The following is a 16061-nucleotide window of genomic DNA, read 5'->3' as shown; positions in this document are numbered from 1 at the left end:
TTCGCACTCTGGGAGCCCACCGCGCTGCGGTCGCGGCAGTGAAACCACATTCGGCGACGCGACTCCGAGCCATGCCAGATACTGATCCTGCTCAGGACATGTGTCAGGCAACTCTCGTCAGGCTGCTGTCAATTACCGAAGCGTTTGCCTCGGACCTGCTTTCACGCGAAGTCGAACATGCGGTCGTGAGCGCACAAAATTCCATCGCCTCCACCTTGGCTGACGAGGCCGTCATCCGTGCCACTAGCAGTTGGCAAGAGCAGAAGAAGGCATACAAGGACTGGCTCGGTATCAGCGAGGACTGGAAATCGGTCGAACGGCTCGCCGAAGCACGGAATGCCGTCGCGCACGGTCTTGGCAAGCTCACCAAGCGTCAGATGCGTAATGAACAAAGCGTCAGGTCCAAGCTTGAAGCCGCAGGCATCATCGTTGATGGCAACACAGTCGTGCTCTCCGATGAGAGCCTCGCTGAGGCCGCTTCAGCATGTTGCGCCTTCATAGAAAAACTTGATTTGGCGGTTCAAGCCAGACTCTGACCTCAGGCGAACTCCCGAGTTCCTCAGGAGAGCCACGCGGCTCTGCTTCAGCCACAGCCAAGGCTCTCGGACAGGCGAGATGCTTTTCCCGGGAACGGTGGGTGCGGGTTCGGTGCAACGCGGCGGTGGCTTGATTCGGTTTGACGAACATCCGAGAAGCTCAGCGGTGGGTGAGACACGAGGCTGAGGGAGTGCCCAACAGACCTCAAGAACCACTTGGCGGGCGAGGCGGGTGTCGGCGGAGTGGGAGGCAAGCGCCAAGTCATAGCTTGGGGAGCGTCGTTCCCTTGCTGAGGGTTCCTCGTAGGTGGCACGCGATCTTGACCAGCGGAAACCAGCCGCTGACCTGCGGTTAGACCACCGAAACGGGCGGCCCCCAGTCTCACGGAGTCCCGCCCGTTCTCGTTGACGCTCGCGGGTTGTGGGCCAGTTGTGGGCCACGATGGAGCTTCCATCCAAGCCTCGCACGGCGAAGCGGCCCCATGTCACCTGTGCTTCCTCTGATGCGATTGAGATCGGCGCGGGTCAGCAGATCCTCCGTAGCACTGGGGTTGTTCCGCTTTGGCGGACACGATCACTATGAGATCGCCTGTGTTGCGCTCGATGGTGATGAACTCGTGGAAGTCGGCATGGACTCCGCCCCGGTCGTGGAAGGCTGCGTCCGAAGTCCTTGAGCCAGTAGCGCCTGCTCGCCTGGCGGTCGCACCGGAAGACCTCGCGCTCCAGAGCGGCCTGCAACTGTTCGGGAACGTCGCCGTGCTGACGGGCCCAGCCACTCAACACGGCGCGTTTGGCCTCCAAGAAGGAAAGCTCCCTCTGACAGCTGTAGCGCCTCGATCGTCGGCGTTCGGGAGAACGGGAGCGGTCCACCCCTGCTGCTCTCGACTCCCTCACGTTGGAGATTTGTGCAGATATAGGAATTAAAGTCCTATCTGACTGTCGTCTGTATCGCCTTAAGATGGCTCGACAGTAGCTCCGCTGATGTTTCGGGCAAGAATGCACGGATTTATGGAAGCCCGAAAACTGTTTCCAGGTAACGACAGCCAATGATGCGCAACTGTGTTGAATTGTTGTCCTCAGACGGGCAAAGTTGCGGTTTAAGCTATCCCATGTGGCGCCACCGTATTGAGGCTCGTCGATGAGCGCCAAAGGGCTGTGGACCGACCGCTCTGCGGGTCGTGTTTTATCTGATTAGGCAGTCAGGGGAGCAAGCGTGGGGTCATCTGACGTGCACGATCCGGCCTGGCTTCGTGCCGACGCACTTGTTCGATTTCCCGGCCACATCGCCCCCGTCACCTTGGTGCAAGTCAAGCCCGGTCCGTTTTGGGACTTCGTGTACCGCGACGTTGAGGGCATTCTCGGCGAGATCACCATCGCCGAGGATGAGCTTCATGACGTCCAACTGATGGACACTGGGGATGCTCGTTCGTTCGATGCAGATCCCAACAGCTTCCGCCTTGGAGTCGAAGCCCGCCGTATCAGGATCGGGTTCCAACACGACATGGCGGCTCTCGCAGTCTCGAACATCACGCCGCTTCCGCATCAATTGGAGGCGGTCTATGGTCACTTCCTTGAGCAGCCCCGTCTTCGATTCCTGCTCGCCGATGATCCGGGCGCCGGTAAAACGATCATGACTGGGCTCTACATCAAGGAGCTCCAGCTTCGCCGCGCGGCAGATCGTGTCCTTATCGTCACTCCCGCCAACCTGCGTCCTCAGTGGCAGCGCGAGCTGGCGGAACGGTTCCAGATCGATGCGGTCCTCTTCGACAGGGCGGTGTTCGATTCCGCCCCGACACAGAACCCGTGGGACGTTCACGATTTCGTCATCGTCTCGCGGGATTTCATGCGCTCCGAGGAAGTCTTGGCGGCTTTCGTTGCAACCGAGAAGGACTGGGATCTCGCTGTCATTGACGAGGCCCACGGGTTCACCCTGCAGGTGGACGCTAAAGGGTTGATCTCGAAGAAGTCAGAGCGATATAAGGCTGCCGAGCAGATCGCCGACCGGGCGCACAGACTCGTCCTGTTGACAGCCACCCCCCACTCTGGTCGCAACGAATCGCTGTGGGGACTTCTTCGTCTACTTGACTCCGATGCATATGGAAACCGGTGCCCCAAACGCATCGAGTTCAGCCCTCGCCACTATTCGAAGACCTCCAAGGAGCAGATGGTCGACCTACGAGGCGAGCGTCTCTTCAAGCCGCGCCACCCGCATACCGTCGCGTACGACCTTGAAGGTGCGGAGTGGGACCTCTATCGCGCGGTCACCAACTTTGTCTCCAGGGAACTTGCCGAAATTAGGGGGGAAGGCAGCGGCAGCTCCGCCGCCGGATTCGCCCTCACGACAATGCAGCGACGGTTGGCGTCATCGGTGCGCGCCATCAGTCGAACTCTGCAGCGCCGTATGGACCGCCTGGAGAAAGCGCTGGAGGACCCGGAGCAGTACCTGCGTGGACGCCGCGAATTCCGTGATTCCGTTCTTGCCAACGGAGACGATGAGTCCAAGGACCTCACCGAGGATGAGCGGTGGGCCCTTGAGGAGCGAGCTCTGGAGGAGTGGCTTCCGCAGACGGAGACCGAGTTGCGGATGGAGCTTGAAGCCCTGGAGCCGTTGGTGGTCCAAGCGCAACAAACCGAGGCAAGTGGAGTGGAGCGCAAGCTCAACGAACTTCTTGATGTAGTCGCCGAGCAGGGTCTGCGCGACGACCCGTCCAAGAAGCTACTGATCTTCACTGAGCACAAGGACACGCTCGACTATCTCGTCGAGAAGCTCTCGGGAGATTTCGACGTGGCGGTCATCCACGGCCGTCTCAAGCTTCCCGAACGGATCGAGGCCGAGCGTCGTTTCCGCGAGCGCGCACAGATAATGATCGCTACCGAGGCGGCAGGCGAAGGCATCAACCTCCAGTTCTGCCACTTGATGGTCAACTACGACATCCCGTGGAACCCGAACCGGCTCGAACAACGCATGGGCCGCATCCACCGGATCGGCCAGACGCAGGATGTTCACATCTTCAACTTAGTCGCGAGCAACACGCGGGAAGGCGCAGTCCTCGCCACGCTGCTGCGCAAGCTGGAGCGCATGGGCCAATCGCTAGGCGACCCGGTGTTCGATGTGATTGGGGAAATCTTCGACGGATACCGCCTTCGCGATCTTCTGGAAGACGTCATCGCCGGAACTGTCTCCACAGCCGACGCTGTCAACGCCTTCGGATCCGATCCTGATGAGTTCGATCCAGCCACAGTCGCCCGCGCTCGAGAACTCCTGGACCGCGCGCTGGCCACCGAGCACATCGACTGGCAGGCAGAACGCGATCGGGCGAACCGCGCTGAAGAGCGTCGTCTACCCCCTCACTACCTGGAGCGCTTCTTCCGCGACGCGAGCACCTACGCCGGCGGACAGGTCGCGGATCGGCTGGATCCCGGAACGCTGCGTGTGACCCGCACGCCGGACGTGCTAGTCGCCCGCTCCCGAGTCGGAAACGCCACCCGACGCGTGGCCCCCGAGTACGCGCGACTCACTTTTGAGAAGTCCGTCGCCATGCGCCCCCCAGGCGCGGACGGAGATCAGGGCGCCCCACAAGCTGAGCTGTGCGGGCCCGGGCACCCACTCTTCGATGCGCTCCTTGACTTCGTTATCGAGCGAACCGAACGCGATCTCAACCGCGGCTGTGTCTTCCAAGATCCCGACGCGGGTGAGGCAACGTTGCTACATGTCGTCACCGGTGACGCGGTTGATGGCAACGGTGAGCTTGTCCACAGGGCGTTGGCGACGATTACTGAGACAGCGTCTGGCTATGAGGCTGCCCGGCAGTTTCTCTACGATCTTGTTCCAGCCAAAAGGACAGCGCTCACAGGGAATGAGCCCACTCCCGAAGGAACTGACGATCTTGTGGCCTGGGCGCGCAGGAACGTTTTCGAGCGCCGTTACCAGCAGGCGAAGGTGGAGCGCGACGAGGTCGCAGCCGTGCAGGACGATTTTCTGACGAGGTCATTTCTGGCGGTTCTGGCACGACAGGACCAGGAGATCCTCAGTGTTGAGGAGGACATCGAAAGCGGCGTGATCGGGGCCGAAGGCAGACTCCGGAAGGCTGAGATCGCCAAGGCCCAGACCCAGGAGCGGCGTGATCGCCGCCTTGCCGAGGCGCTCCGAGGACGCACCGTGCGCCGTGGACCTGTCCGCGTACTCGCCACATGCCTTATCACTCCTCACCTTTCACGAACAGGTGAAGGTGGGCCTTCGACTGCGCCAGACCGCGGCACAAGCAATGAGGAAGTTGAACAGATCGCGGTCCAGATCACGATGGCGCACGAGCATGCGAACGGTGCGGTCCTGGTCAAGTCCGTGGAGGCCGACAACGTCGGCTTCGATGTGCTCTCCGTGCGCGGGATCCAGCGTCGCTGCATTGAGGTCAAGGGGCGCGGCGGCGTCGGGGACGTCGTACTCACGTGGTCGGAGTATGCCAAGGCGGTTGAGCTTGGTGACGACTACTGGCTCTACGTCGTCCTTGACTGCGCAAGCGAGAACCCGCGGCTTTACCGCGTGCAGAACCCTGCCAAGGCCCTTATCGGAAGCATCAAGCCTCATCTTGACGTGCGCTTCGGTGTAGCCCCCCAACCTGTGATCGACGCATCGGAGAGCGAATGAAGCACACACTCATTGAAGAGAAGCTTCCTCTCATCGAGGTTAACGCGCAGTCCGGACGAGAGAAGCATCTCCGGCACGGCAACATCTCGACGATGCATCTGTGGTGGGCACGCCGTCCGCTCGCGATGGCCCGCGCGGTGGTCTTCGCCAGCCTCGTCCCTGACCCCGGCAACGAGACGGAGCGCAAGGATCTCCTCAATGCCATCGCGATCACGTCTTCGTTCGAAGTAGCGAGCCAAGACCGCAGGCGCATGCAGCCGCTCCGTGAGGTGCTCAACAAGGCGTGGCCGGCTGGGCGTCCCAAGGTCCTGGATTGCTTCGCTGGGGGCGGTGCTATCCCGCTTGAGGCCTCTCGGCTCGGGTGTGATGTCACCGCGAGTGACATTAATCCTGTGGCACATCTGATTCAGCGTTGCGTCCTTGAGTACCCGGCTCTGTATGGTGACATTGATGAGCAGGGCGCTCGCCCCTTTGCCGACGACCTCACTCAGTGGGCCGAGTGGGTGAAGGAAAAGTCGGATCAACGACTCGCCGATGTTTTCCCTCGCGTGGGTAGCGATGACGCGCGTGTAGCAGCTTACTTTTGGGCGCGTACCATCCCATGCCCAGACTCAAGCTGTGGGCGGATTATCCCTATCATCTCGTCCCGGAAGTTAGCTGCTACATCACGTCGCAAGGTTCGCGTAGACTACGATGTCTTACCCGACCGTGTTGAGCTGCGGTTGGCTAATGGAGCACCAGACGACGGCACCGACTGGTCCAAGGGGACGAAGACGAGTCGCGGCTCCACCGTCACCGTGTCATGCCCCGTCTGCCCGGCGTCGTGGCCCGACAAAGAACTGCGAAGTTACGCCCGGGAGAACGGCTTCGGACATTATCTCTACGCCGTCATGGAGATCCGTAACGGAGATCGTTCTTATCGCGAGCCAACTAAAGAGGAGGTCGATGCTGCCGATAAGGCCGCTCCTCTCCTTGAGGAACTTGAGGATTATCCCGAAGGCACATCCGCCGTCCCTGATGAGCTCGTGGTCAAGTCGCAATACAGGACTCTTCGGCCACTGACCTATGGCATCAACACCTGGGCAGCCATGTTCACACCCAGACAGCGTTTGACATTAGCGGTCCTGGCGCAGACCGTTCGGGCTGCACATCACGAGATGCTCAGTGAGGGGATGGCTGTCGATCGCGCTAAGGCGCTTACAACGTACCTCGCCTTAGCCATCGATCGTATCGCTGACTATGATTCTTCGTTTGCGGGATGGCTGCCCAGCCACGAAAAGGTAACGCACACTTTTCCTCAGCAGTCGATCCGCATGGCCTGGGATTTCGTAGAAATCGATCCCTTGGTTCAAAAGGTGTCCGGAAATTGGAACGGAGCTATAGACTGGATTCGCAAAGCATTTATTCATTGCGCAAATGCAAGTCATGGAAACCCGTCGCGTGTTCTACGAGCCAATGCTCAGCAATTACCCTTTTCTGATGGCGAGTTCGACGCGGTTATCATCGACCCGCCCTACTATGACGCCTTTCAATACGGTGACCTGTCTGACTTCTTTTACGTCTGGCTGAAACGGAGCGTCGGACACCTCTATCCAGATCTATTCCTGACCCCCCTGACGCCTAAGCAGGCCGAAGTCATTGAGAATCGGGCGGACAAGAAGTCACCCGAATATATCTCACATGAAGAGTTTGAACGGCGTCTCCGGAACGCCCTCAACGAGGTCGCACGGGTCGTGAAGGACGATGGCATCGTGTCTGTTGTTTTCGCGCACACCGATGTCAAAGCATGGGAGCGGCTCCTCAAGGCGCTCCGTGGGGCAGGACTTGCCGTGACGACGTCGTGGCCAATGCAGTCTGAACGGGAAGGGCGGACGACAGCCAACGTTGGATCTGTCCTTGGCTCATCCGTCGTACTCGTATGCCGTAAGGCCGCCGCCCACCGGGAGGGGTTCTATGACGACGTTGTCCGAGAGCTCGAAGCTCGCTTGGAACAGCGGCTGGCGACCTTCGAGGAGATGCAACTCTCCGGGGCGGACTACTTCGTCTCGGCGGTCGGTCCGGCTTTCGAGGTGTTCGCTGGATATTCCCGCGTGGTTCGGCTCTCTGGCGAAGAGGTCGAGGTTGATCAGCTCATGGTCCTTGCACGTCAAGCGGTGGCTCGGCATGCCATGCGGCGGCTTCTTGGTGGGGAGTCGCTCGTAGCGCTTGACAGCCGCTCGCTGTTTTACCTCACCTGGCGCTGGGCCTACGACGGCATCGCCATTCCAGCTGACGAGGCGTACATGCTCTGCCGCGCCTTCGAGATCGACCTCGAAGAGCTCACCCGTCCCAATGGTCTCGTCCAAAAGCAGGGTGCTGGTAAGGACGTCAGCTACTGCCTGGCAGGCCCGGACGAGCGTAAGAAGATTGTTCTTGGCCCATCCCCAGCACTGGTAGATGTGCTTCACCTGGCTGCCCAACTTCATGACCAGGGGCGTCGCAATGAACTCGTTGAGCTCTTAAGTGCTACCGGTGCCGGCAACGAACCCAGCTTTTGGGCGATGATCTCGGCGATCACGGAGGCCCTCCCGGAAGGCGATCGGGAACGTACCTTATTACTCGGATTGGGGGGCAATCGCGAAGGTTTGTCGGAAGCGGCGGCCAAGCATGTCGGTCCGTCGGACAACCGGCTGTTCTGAACGGAGATCATTATGGCAAACCTGAAGAACTGGCTGAACGTTGCAGTACCTCATGGGGACATCGCTGACGGATCGTTCGACGAATCCCTGTTCGCGGCGGACCTTGGGCTTGTTGCGCGAGGCAAGGGCCCTGTCGACTACCTTGATCCGGCGCTATTCGCGGCCAAGACGTTCCTCACTGCAAATCTGCGGGCGGCGCTAGTCGAGGTCGGCAACCGCCTCGGTGGCGACTCCTCGGCGGCGGCGGTTCATCGGATGCAGACGGAGTTCGGCGGCGGAAAGACGCACACGCTGCTCGCGGCCTATCACCTGTTCCACTCGCCCGACAAGGTTGCGCACACCAAGCTCGCCCGTGGTCTCGCCGCCTTGCTCAAAGCGGGGACACTGCCGAAGGCCCGGACAGTGGTCCTTGATGGCTCCGCGATGCTTGTTGATCCTGAGACTATGCCCGATGGCACTGTTGTCCACTCGTTCCTTGGGCATTTGGTTTGGCAGCTTGGCGGCGCTGATGGGTTTGCGCTTGTTAAGGCTCAGGATGAGGGACTTCGCGGTACGTCCACCGCGCAGATGGTCGAAATTCTTGAGCGCTACTCGCCGTGTTTGATCCTGATGGACGAGACGCTGGAGTACCTTAACAAGGCGCTTGAAGCTCGCAGCCACGAAGGGTCGCTCGCGGCTACTACCCTGACAGTCATCAAGGAGCTCGCTACCGCGGCGTCCAACGTCAAGGGTGCCTGCCTCTTGGCGACGCTGACCTCGTCCCGTATGGAGGATTACGCAACCGTTGCCGGCCAGGAAATGCAGGAGCGTCTGTCCAAGGTCGTGGGCCGTACCGAAAGCATCGTCACCCCCGTCGAGGGAGACGACATCTTCCCGATCCTGCACACGCGGCTGTTCGACACCGTTGGTGACCCCAAGGACCGCCGTGCAGTGGCCGATGCCTACGGCGCCTATTATGATCATCTCGGCGATGTGCTTCCCTCGAGCTTCCGAGACGCGGAATATCGGGATCGGATCGAAGCTGCTTACCCGTTCCATCCTGAATTGATCGATATCCTCACCAATCGCTGGGGGTCGCTCTCCGGTTTCCAGCGCACACGGGGTGCCTTGCGCTCCCTCGCTCACACCGTCAAGGCGCTCGCGCAGGCCAAGCACAAGGCCCCAATCATCCATCCCGGCGATGTCCCGCTGCGCGACGCTGGGGTTCGCGCCGAGGTGATTCGTTTCGCTGGTGAGTCCTACAAGGCTGCCTTGAACGCTGACCTCATCCGGGATGACTCGCGGGCCGTCCAGGAAGACAAGCGACGTGGTGGCGAGGTCGCCGTAAACCGCGTTGCCGTGGGACTGGCCACCACTGCTTTCCTCAACTCGTTCGGTGCTGACCGAGTTGCTGGTGCGTCCGCACCCCAAATGCTCCTCGGAGTCGGACGGCCTGGCCTGTCGCGCGGTGTAATCGAGGACGTCCGCGACGCCTTCAAGAACGCCGCGTGGTATATGCGCTACGAGGGGGGCCGATACCGGTTCACGACTGATCCCAATCTCAACAAGGTCATCGTCGAACGGGAAGGATCGGTCGGTGAAGAGCCGATCATCGACCTCCTCAACGTTGCCTTGTCAAGAGTGGCCCCTAGCCAGACCCCCTGGCGAGTGGAGCTCCATGTCGATGAGAGCTCTGACCTACCCGATGAAGGGCGCCTCTTTCTCGGTATCCTCGACTACGAGCACACCATCGGCATCGGCATCACCGAAACGACTAAGGCACACGCGCAAACGGTCCTGACCCAGCGCGGCCCGGCAGGTCGCACTAACAAAAACGTCAGCGTACTCGTGGCTGCCGACGGCAATGCCCTATCCAAGGCGCGTGCAACAGCACGCACATTGGCGGCGATGATAGACCTGCGTGAGGACAAGCACCGACTCAAGAGGTTTAACGAGGAACAGCGCGAGGATCTGTTATCGCGCATCAAGAAGTACGAGGACCGTCTCCCGGCACAGTTGGTGATGGCCTACCGACACGTATTAGTACTCGGTGCAGATACCAACGGAAGCGGAGGAGTGGTCGTCGACCACATTGACCTCGGCCCGGCCAAGGTCAATGACACGATCCCAGCCAGGGCAACCGAGCACTTCAAAGCCACCGATAGACTTCTCGACAGGCTAGCACCCGCCGCCCTACTCTCGGAACGCTTCGCGCTCCTACCTGCAGACCAAGAGATGGTCGAGATCTCAAAGCTTCTTGATGCCTTTCACAGGTACCCGCGCCTTCCCAAAATCGCTTCGCCAGAGGTTCTGCGGACCTGTCTCATCAACGGTGTCCAGCAGAAAGTCTTCGCCTTAGCGTCAGGATCGGCATGGGACGCCGACGATTCGATCATTAAGTTTGGCACCCACGTAGATCCCACTGAGATCCAGTTCCAGCCAGGAACCTGGCTCGTCCGAGCCACCATGGCCAAGACCCTCCTCGAACAGCGAGATCCCGAGCCGCCAGTATCGTCTCCCCCAGCCCCACCTACCGTGAATGATCCTCCAGTAGAGGGCGACTCTGCCCTTAGTGGCCCAGGTCCGGCCCCGGGGCTGGCTCCTTCGCCTCCGCCAGCCTCTGCTGATCCCACGCGGTTGACCATCCAGGTGAACCGCGTGCCAGCAGACAAAGTGCGAGACGTGCTCAAGGTCGCTGTTCTGCCACTCGCGGCTCAAGGGGCGACTCTTGAGATCAACTTCACCATCACTGCCGATGCGTCTGGAGGGATCTCGCGTCAGACTCTCGACCTCGTGGTTAACGAAGGACTGCGCCAACTAGGCGTTGATCACAATGTATCCGTGGAGTCGTGACAAGCAATTGTGCGCGTCGACAAGATCGATAGAGGCCGATACGCCGCTGCGAGCGGCTTCGCCATCGAGGTGAGCGATCCGCGCTATCTCGACCACTTCCCCGAGTGCCAGTCCCGGTATTTCAAATGACCTAATCGGCAACGGGTGTAGCAGCAGGGCCGCTCTGAGTGGCGGGGCTGCCGGCTCGGGTGATCGTTGACATGGGCCTGGCCGGGGTTGGATCGAGGTTGAACACCGTCCATCCCACCGGCGAGGTGGTGGTCAGCATGCGCCCGCCGATCGTGTTCGCCGACGGGTCCGCCCTCGGTACGGACCTGGCGGTCAGCCTGATGTTTCTCTCGAACCCACCGGATTCTGTGCCCTGGTGCCGCCGCGAGTCTGCGGTAGCGGGTGACACGTCTCCAGTATCGCCTGACGATCACTGCCCGAGTGGGCAATGCTGCGGAGAATGCCCAGGTCGCCATGTAGAGGATTTCGTTCCCTTGCTACGGGTTCCTCGCAGGGGGCACGCGAGCGCAACCAGCGGAAACCAGCCGCTGACCTGCGGATAGACCACCGAAACGGGCGGGCCTCCAGTCTCACGGAGTCCCGCCCGTCCTCGTTGACGCTCGCTGGTTGTGGACCAGGTGTGGACCAGCTTCAAGCCTCCAGCGCGGCGTCTATCTGACGGTTGTTCTGCTCCTGGCGGACGTCGAGGCACGCCCTCAGCGCCCGGCCTTATCTCCTCGGCCCGCTCCGTGAGGGACTCGACCGGATGCTCGACCTTCGTCCACGGCGGCGTGAGGTCGGTGGGCTCCGAAACGGGCCCACGCGTGGAGGTGGAAACGGAAGACGCGTCGCCAGGCCGCCTCGCCGCTGGCGGGATCGCGCGACATACCGAAGGCATACCGGCGGTCTCTAGCGTGGCTGGAGCTGTCACCGACCTGGTCGGCTGCCGGCGACAGTCCAGAAGTCGATCACATTGAGGATCCATCGCGTGAAGTTCAAGAGTCTGCCCAAGGCGTTCGGCACGGCCGCGGTCGGTGCGCTGATCGCGGCCACCTGCGTCGTCGCCAACCCTAGCGCGGCGGCCGCTGATATCGGTGGGCCCATTAACTACTTCGCGCCCACCAAGGCCACCGACGTGCGCACATTCAAGGAGTACGTGGCACCCAGCGGCGCGCGGCTCCAGCTCCGCATGGGCAAGTACAAGGGACACTGGTACCGGTGGGCCCGCGTATCCAAGCCGACCAGCAGCCTCAACAAGGACTATGACCTGCATCTCAACCGGGTACCCACGGACAGCAGCGAAGGGTGCGGTGGTTTCAGCGCATCTTCGGTAGACATCGACGGTACCTCGTACACGGGCGCGCTGAGGGTCACGTATGCCTCCATCCCCTACTGCAAGTACAAGGCCTTCTGGCGGCTCAAGGACGGCTCGGCGGGCCTCAAAATAACGAAGATCCTATGGCTCGGGAGATGACCTGATGTAGCTGAGAGCCATCTCATGATCACCGGCTGATCGTGAGATGACTCCCTCGTCGGGCGGGTAGACGGGGGTGGTGTCCCCGTCTTAGGGGCGCTGAACCTAGATCACGTACCAGGGGCGGTCAATCGTCACTCTTGCTATGCGTTTCCGCAGGTAAAGGCGGGTTCTGCCGCTGGCCTCCGGAGCCGGGTGCGCAGGTTCGAATCCTGCAGGGGGCACGCGATCGCAAGCAGCAGGAAACAGCAGCTGACCTGCGGATAGACCACCGAAACGGGCGGGCCTCCAGTCTCACGGAGTCCCGCCCGTTCTCGTTGACGCTCATGGGTTGTGGGCCAGGTATGGGCCATGATCGAGCTTCGGACGGCGAGACGCCCCATGTCTTCTGTGCGCCTTGAACATGAGCCGCTTCCAGCGTTGAGCGGTAGATCCGCCGAATCCGTTTAACAGCGGATCAATAGCCGCCATCACGACCCATATGGGCTGCCAGCGGTGTACCGGATCACGATGAACGGCAGTCGTTGTGGATCTGTCCAGTCGTTCGAGGCCGGCTGACCGAGGCTCCTAAGGGTGCGGGCTGCTTATGGCAGTGCTTGCTCCTTCCAGGGAAGTGATCGTCCAGGCCGCGACCGACCTGCTGGACGAAGGCGGCGAGAGCGCGCTGACGCTGCGTGCGCTCACCATCCGCCTGAGCACCGGCTACGGGGCGATCTACCACCACGTCGCCGACAAGAACGACCTGCTCGCGGCCGCCGCCGACGACGTGATCGCCCGCGTGCTGACCGGCGCGGTCGTCGACGCCGACCCGCGGGAAGCGCTGCGCGGCGTCGCGCTGGGCCTGTTCGACGCGATCGACGCCCACCCGTGGGTCGGCGCCGAGCTGTCCCGGCAACCGTGGCGGCCCGCGCTGCTCGACTTCTACGAGAGCGTCGGCAGGCTGCTGCACGCGCTCGCCGTCCCCGAGCGAGCGCGCTTCGACGCGGCCGGCGCCCTGGTGAACTACGTCCTCGGCGTCGCCGCACAGAACGCCGCACGCAGAGGCCGGGGGCGAGACCAGGAGACGGGCCGGGCGGACTTCCTGGCCGGCGTCGCCGAGCAGTGGTCAGAGCTGGACCCCGGCCGGTACCCGTTCGTGCACGAGGCGGCGACGCGGCTGCGCGAGCACGACGACCGCGACCAGTTCCTCACCGGCGTCGACATCTTCCTGGCCGGCATCGCCACCCTGCGCCGGACGTGAGATGAACGGACCGTCGTCGTTCCGGCACCACCGCGGCCGACACCGCTCTGCCGCCCGCCGAGGCTCACCGAGCGTCTCACCATTCGAACGCAGGTTGATCACCAGGCAGATCCTCCCTAGGGTTCGGGGCCAACCAGGCCGTCTCTTGCTGGAGGACTGTTGAAGACCCGTATTCTGAGCGCCGCGCTGGCCATCGCAACATTGAGTGGACTGCTGGTGGCAAGCCCGGCGCAGGCGAGGGACGGAGTGTCTTCCGGCCGCACGAACCGCCCGAGCGGCGGCGACGGGTACGCCCAGGTAACCGTCGACTTCGTCAGCCGGACGAAGGTCGTCTTTCGGAAATTCAAGGTGCGCGACCTCTGTCCCGGTGACAACCTTCCGGTGAAGGCCCGGATCGTATACAAACACACCACCGGAACCTGGCGCACACTCCCCTGGAAGAAGGACACCAACGGCTGCGCCGACAAGGGCACCAACTTCGGAAACTTCACCCTCTCCCGTTCCCAGTCCATATCGGCGGTCACCCTGGAGCTGTGCGTCTACAACGAAAAGGAAGACTTTTACTGCGTCAACACCACGAAGCGCTACAACCAGTACGTACACCCGGGCCGCTGACGCTCAGGCAGGTCACAGCATGTTCCCGATCGGCCCGGGCATCTCAAGGAGTACAAGGCACCCAACGGCGCGCGGCGCCAGCCCGAATCTCGAATCAAACGGCCAGATCCGCCGCTTCAAGGTCACCGACATCGCCTGGAAGATCGACTAAACAGACCCGAAACCAGGGGACACAACGGCACGGTGCGGTGGGTTCAGGTCGGCAAGAAAACCGGCAGGTGCCCGATCAGCGGTGATTCAGGCGCGCCGGTCTCAGCCGGCTGAACCACCCTTCAATGGGTCGATCGACACGGTCGAGGTGGAAGGACGGGCCCTCATCCTGCACGCGTTCAGCATGAACCTCGCGGAATGTCTCAAGGCCGACGAAGCCGAAGCTTCCGAGTTCGAGACGAGCGTGCGGGTCCGGGTGTTGCTTCGCAACGTCTGCCCGAAACGTGAGCGCACGCTGCTGGAGAAGTTACGGGACGAGTTGTGGCCGCGTTTTTACATCGGTGGTCGCGGCGGGGTCGTTTTGTGCCTGTCACGCTCGATCGGCCCTTGGGGCGTAGGAAGGTCGTCGACGAAGCGGGCCGCGAGATCCGGGTCTGCCTGATCACGGGCTCACGATTGAAGACCATGAAACAGTGCCTGAAGTAGGGTGTGGGAGCCGAATACCCTGTCACGTCATGTGACCTGCTGGTATTCATGGATGAGTCCGCCGACTCGTCGCGCCGGAAAATGCTGTACAAGATGGCGGTCGCGATTTCTCGCAGGTCGTGCACACACGCTGCCGTACCCAGGCCCGCGCCGGGCCGCTCGCCAGGCCGTCAAGGTCGGTTCGATCGCAGGCCCTCTGGGCGTCGGACAAGTCGCCGCGGTAGGCGCGCCGGGAAGCCATTTTGATGATCAACGACCGACCTGTCCCCCCGATACGGACGGATCATTCTGCAACAAGATCAGATGCCCTCTTTGGAAGGCCCGCCACTGCCGGGGCGCGTCCGGGTTCTGGAGGCAGAAGAGACGGTTATGGAACTCGCATGCGATGGCCTCGTCTTCGCTGAGGTCATAGCAACGGGTGGGTTCCGGTTTCACGGAGCCCGCCTGTTCTCGTTGACGCCCATTGGCTGTTGATCAGTCCTCGGCGGGCTCCGAGGAGGCGCTCTTGGGTTTTGGCTTGCGTTGAGGTTCTTGACGTCCTGCGGCGAGTGGCTACGACCCTGCCAGGCGCGCTCTTGGGCCAGATGGCCGAGAAATCAGTCTACTGGCCACATAAATCGGAAATCCGGACAAAGACTGCCTTTTCCGTCGATTTAAAATTGAGCCCTTGCCGCCGTACTCCGCTCGTCTAGTCTGTAGTCGCCGTCGTGAACACCATCCGGAGCCCCGATGCCCGATCAGCCCCCAAGAAACTTCCATCCAAGACGCGATAAGTGGCATTCCAAGCCAGGCTGGATGGGCTGGACTGGAATTGTGACGATCATCGGGGTCCTCGTTGCTTCCCTCACATGGCTGTTCCCTCGTACAGGAGAGACGGTCACGCCATCATCCGCGCCTGCGCCTGCGCCTTCGCCGAGTGCGACGCCGACGGTCAAAGTCACTCTTTCAGCTCCGCCCACGCCCGCACCGGCCCACACTCCGTCTTCGAGTCCCAGTTCGTCCTATCAGTTCGTCTTCAGCCGTAAACCACTACGCGTTTCGTGGCCCGCCTGCTACACATGGGTCGATCTCGATGTTCCACGCATCACAGATGATAACGATGTAGACGATTTGGAATACGCCAATTGCGGCTACGGCGGAGATCTCAACGGCGGAGGCGAGCAGTTCGGCGAAGGGCCGAAGGCCGAGCCAAAGGCCGCGGAAGAATGCGTTGACTCAGCTCAATCTCTGGGAATCGAACGCGTACTCGTCAAGGACCTGCGCCTCTCTCAGACTTTCTGCTCGGTCACGTCCGAGGGTAACGTGGCGTGGCTGCGTTTGGTCAGAATTACCGGTGACCGCGACCGCCCTGACCTCCGCTTCGAGATGACCTTCTGGAGACAGGGCGGATAGCCGATCCTACTGCCGGCCGAGGAAG

10 protein-coding genes and 1 tRNA gene are annotated in these 16061 nt (G+C 61.6%); all 11 read left to right on the top strand.

Annotated elements, in window-relative coordinates:
* The first annotated feature begins 71 nt into the window (after window positions 1-71).
* The 11 genes from MBA17_RS23105 to MBA17_RS23060 all read left to right on the top strand — a co-directional run bounded on the left by MBA17_RS23105 (window position 72) and on the right by MBA17_RS23060 (window position 16036).
* Window positions 72-536, top strand: coding sequence for a hypothetical protein (locus MBA17_RS23105; RefSeq protein WP_238498633.1), 465 nt, complete (start codon window positions 72-74; stop codon window positions 534-536).
* Window positions 537-1749: 1213 nt separating this feature from the next.
* A complete protein-coding gene (locus tag MBA17_RS23100; RefSeq protein ID WP_238498632.1) occupies window positions 1750-5181 on the top strand; it encodes a helicase-related protein in 3432 nt (1143 codons plus the stop codon).
* Window positions 5178-7859, top strand: a complete 2682-nt coding sequence (locus tag MBA17_RS23095) for a DUF1156 domain-containing protein (protein ID WP_238498631.1) — start codon at window positions 5178-5180, stop codon at window positions 7857-7859. Before MBA17_RS23100 ends, MBA17_RS23095 begins: the two co-directional genes overlap by 4 nt.
* A gap of 12 nt (window positions 7860-7871) precedes the next feature.
* Entirely contained in the window at window positions 7872-10691 is a 2820-nt protein-coding gene (locus tag MBA17_RS23090; protein ID WP_238498630.1) for an ATP-binding protein, read from the top strand.
* Between the two features lie 976 nt (window positions 10692-11667).
* Entirely contained in the window at window positions 11668-12153 is a 486-nt protein-coding gene (locus MBA17_RS23085; protein ID WP_238498629.1) for a hypothetical protein, read from the top strand.
* A gap of 157 nt (window positions 12154-12310) precedes the next feature.
* A tRNA-Arg gene (locus MBA17_RS23080) sits at window positions 12311-12374 on the top strand.
* Between the two features lie 365 nt (window positions 12375-12739).
* Window positions 12740-13393, top strand: a complete 654-nt coding sequence (locus MBA17_RS23075; RefSeq protein WP_238498628.1) for a TetR/AcrR family transcriptional regulator — start codon at window positions 12740-12742, stop codon at window positions 13391-13393.
* A 159-nt stretch (window positions 13394-13552) separates the two neighbouring features.
* Complete coding sequence (locus MBA17_RS23070; protein WP_238498627.1) at window positions 13553-14008, top strand: hypothetical protein; 456 nt, start codon at window positions 13553-13555, stop codon at window positions 14006-14008.
* A gap of 19 nt (window positions 14009-14027) precedes the next feature.
* Complete coding sequence (locus MBA17_RS49605; RefSeq protein WP_274385801.1) at window positions 14028-14159, top strand: hypothetical protein; 132 nt, start codon at window positions 14028-14030, stop codon at window positions 14157-14159.
* An 81-nt stretch (window positions 14160-14240) separates the two neighbouring features.
* Complete coding sequence (locus tag MBA17_RS23065) at window positions 14241-14600, top strand: hypothetical protein (protein ID WP_238498626.1); 360 nt, start codon at window positions 14241-14243, stop codon at window positions 14598-14600.
* An 857-nt stretch (window positions 14601-15457) separates the two neighbouring features.
* A complete protein-coding gene (locus tag MBA17_RS23060) occupies window positions 15458-16036 on the top strand; it encodes a hypothetical protein (protein WP_238498625.1) in 579 nt (192 codons plus the stop codon).
* Window positions 16037-16061 lie beyond the last annotated feature (25 nt).

The sequence above is a fragment of the Dolomitihabitans soli genome, from assembly GCF_022213955.1.
Lineage (GTDB): Bacteria > Actinomycetota > Actinomycetes > Streptosporangiales > Streptosporangiaceae > Streptosporangium_A > Streptosporangium_A soli.
This window is presented reverse-complemented; position numbering and strand designations above follow the sequence as displayed.

Coding starts and splice junctions, on each gene's coding strand:
- MBA17_RS23090 (WP_238498630.1), top strand. CDS start 7,872: ATGGCAAACCTGAAGAACTGGCTGAACGTTGCAGTACCTCATGGGGAC.
- MBA17_RS23075 (WP_238498628.1), top strand. CDS start 12,740: ATGGCAGTGCTTGCTCCTTCCAGGGAAGTGATCGTCCAGGCCGCGACC.
- MBA17_RS23095 (WP_238498631.1), top strand. CDS start 5,178: ATGAAGCACACACTCATTGAAGAGAAGCTTCCTCTCATCGAGGTTAAC.
- MBA17_RS49605 (WP_274385801.1), top strand. CDS start 14,028: ATGTTCCCGATCGGCCCGGGCATCTCAAGGAGTACAAGGCACCCAACG.
- MBA17_RS23105 (WP_238498633.1), top strand. CDS start 72: ATGCCAGATACTGATCCTGCTCAGGACATGTGTCAGGCAACTCTCGTC.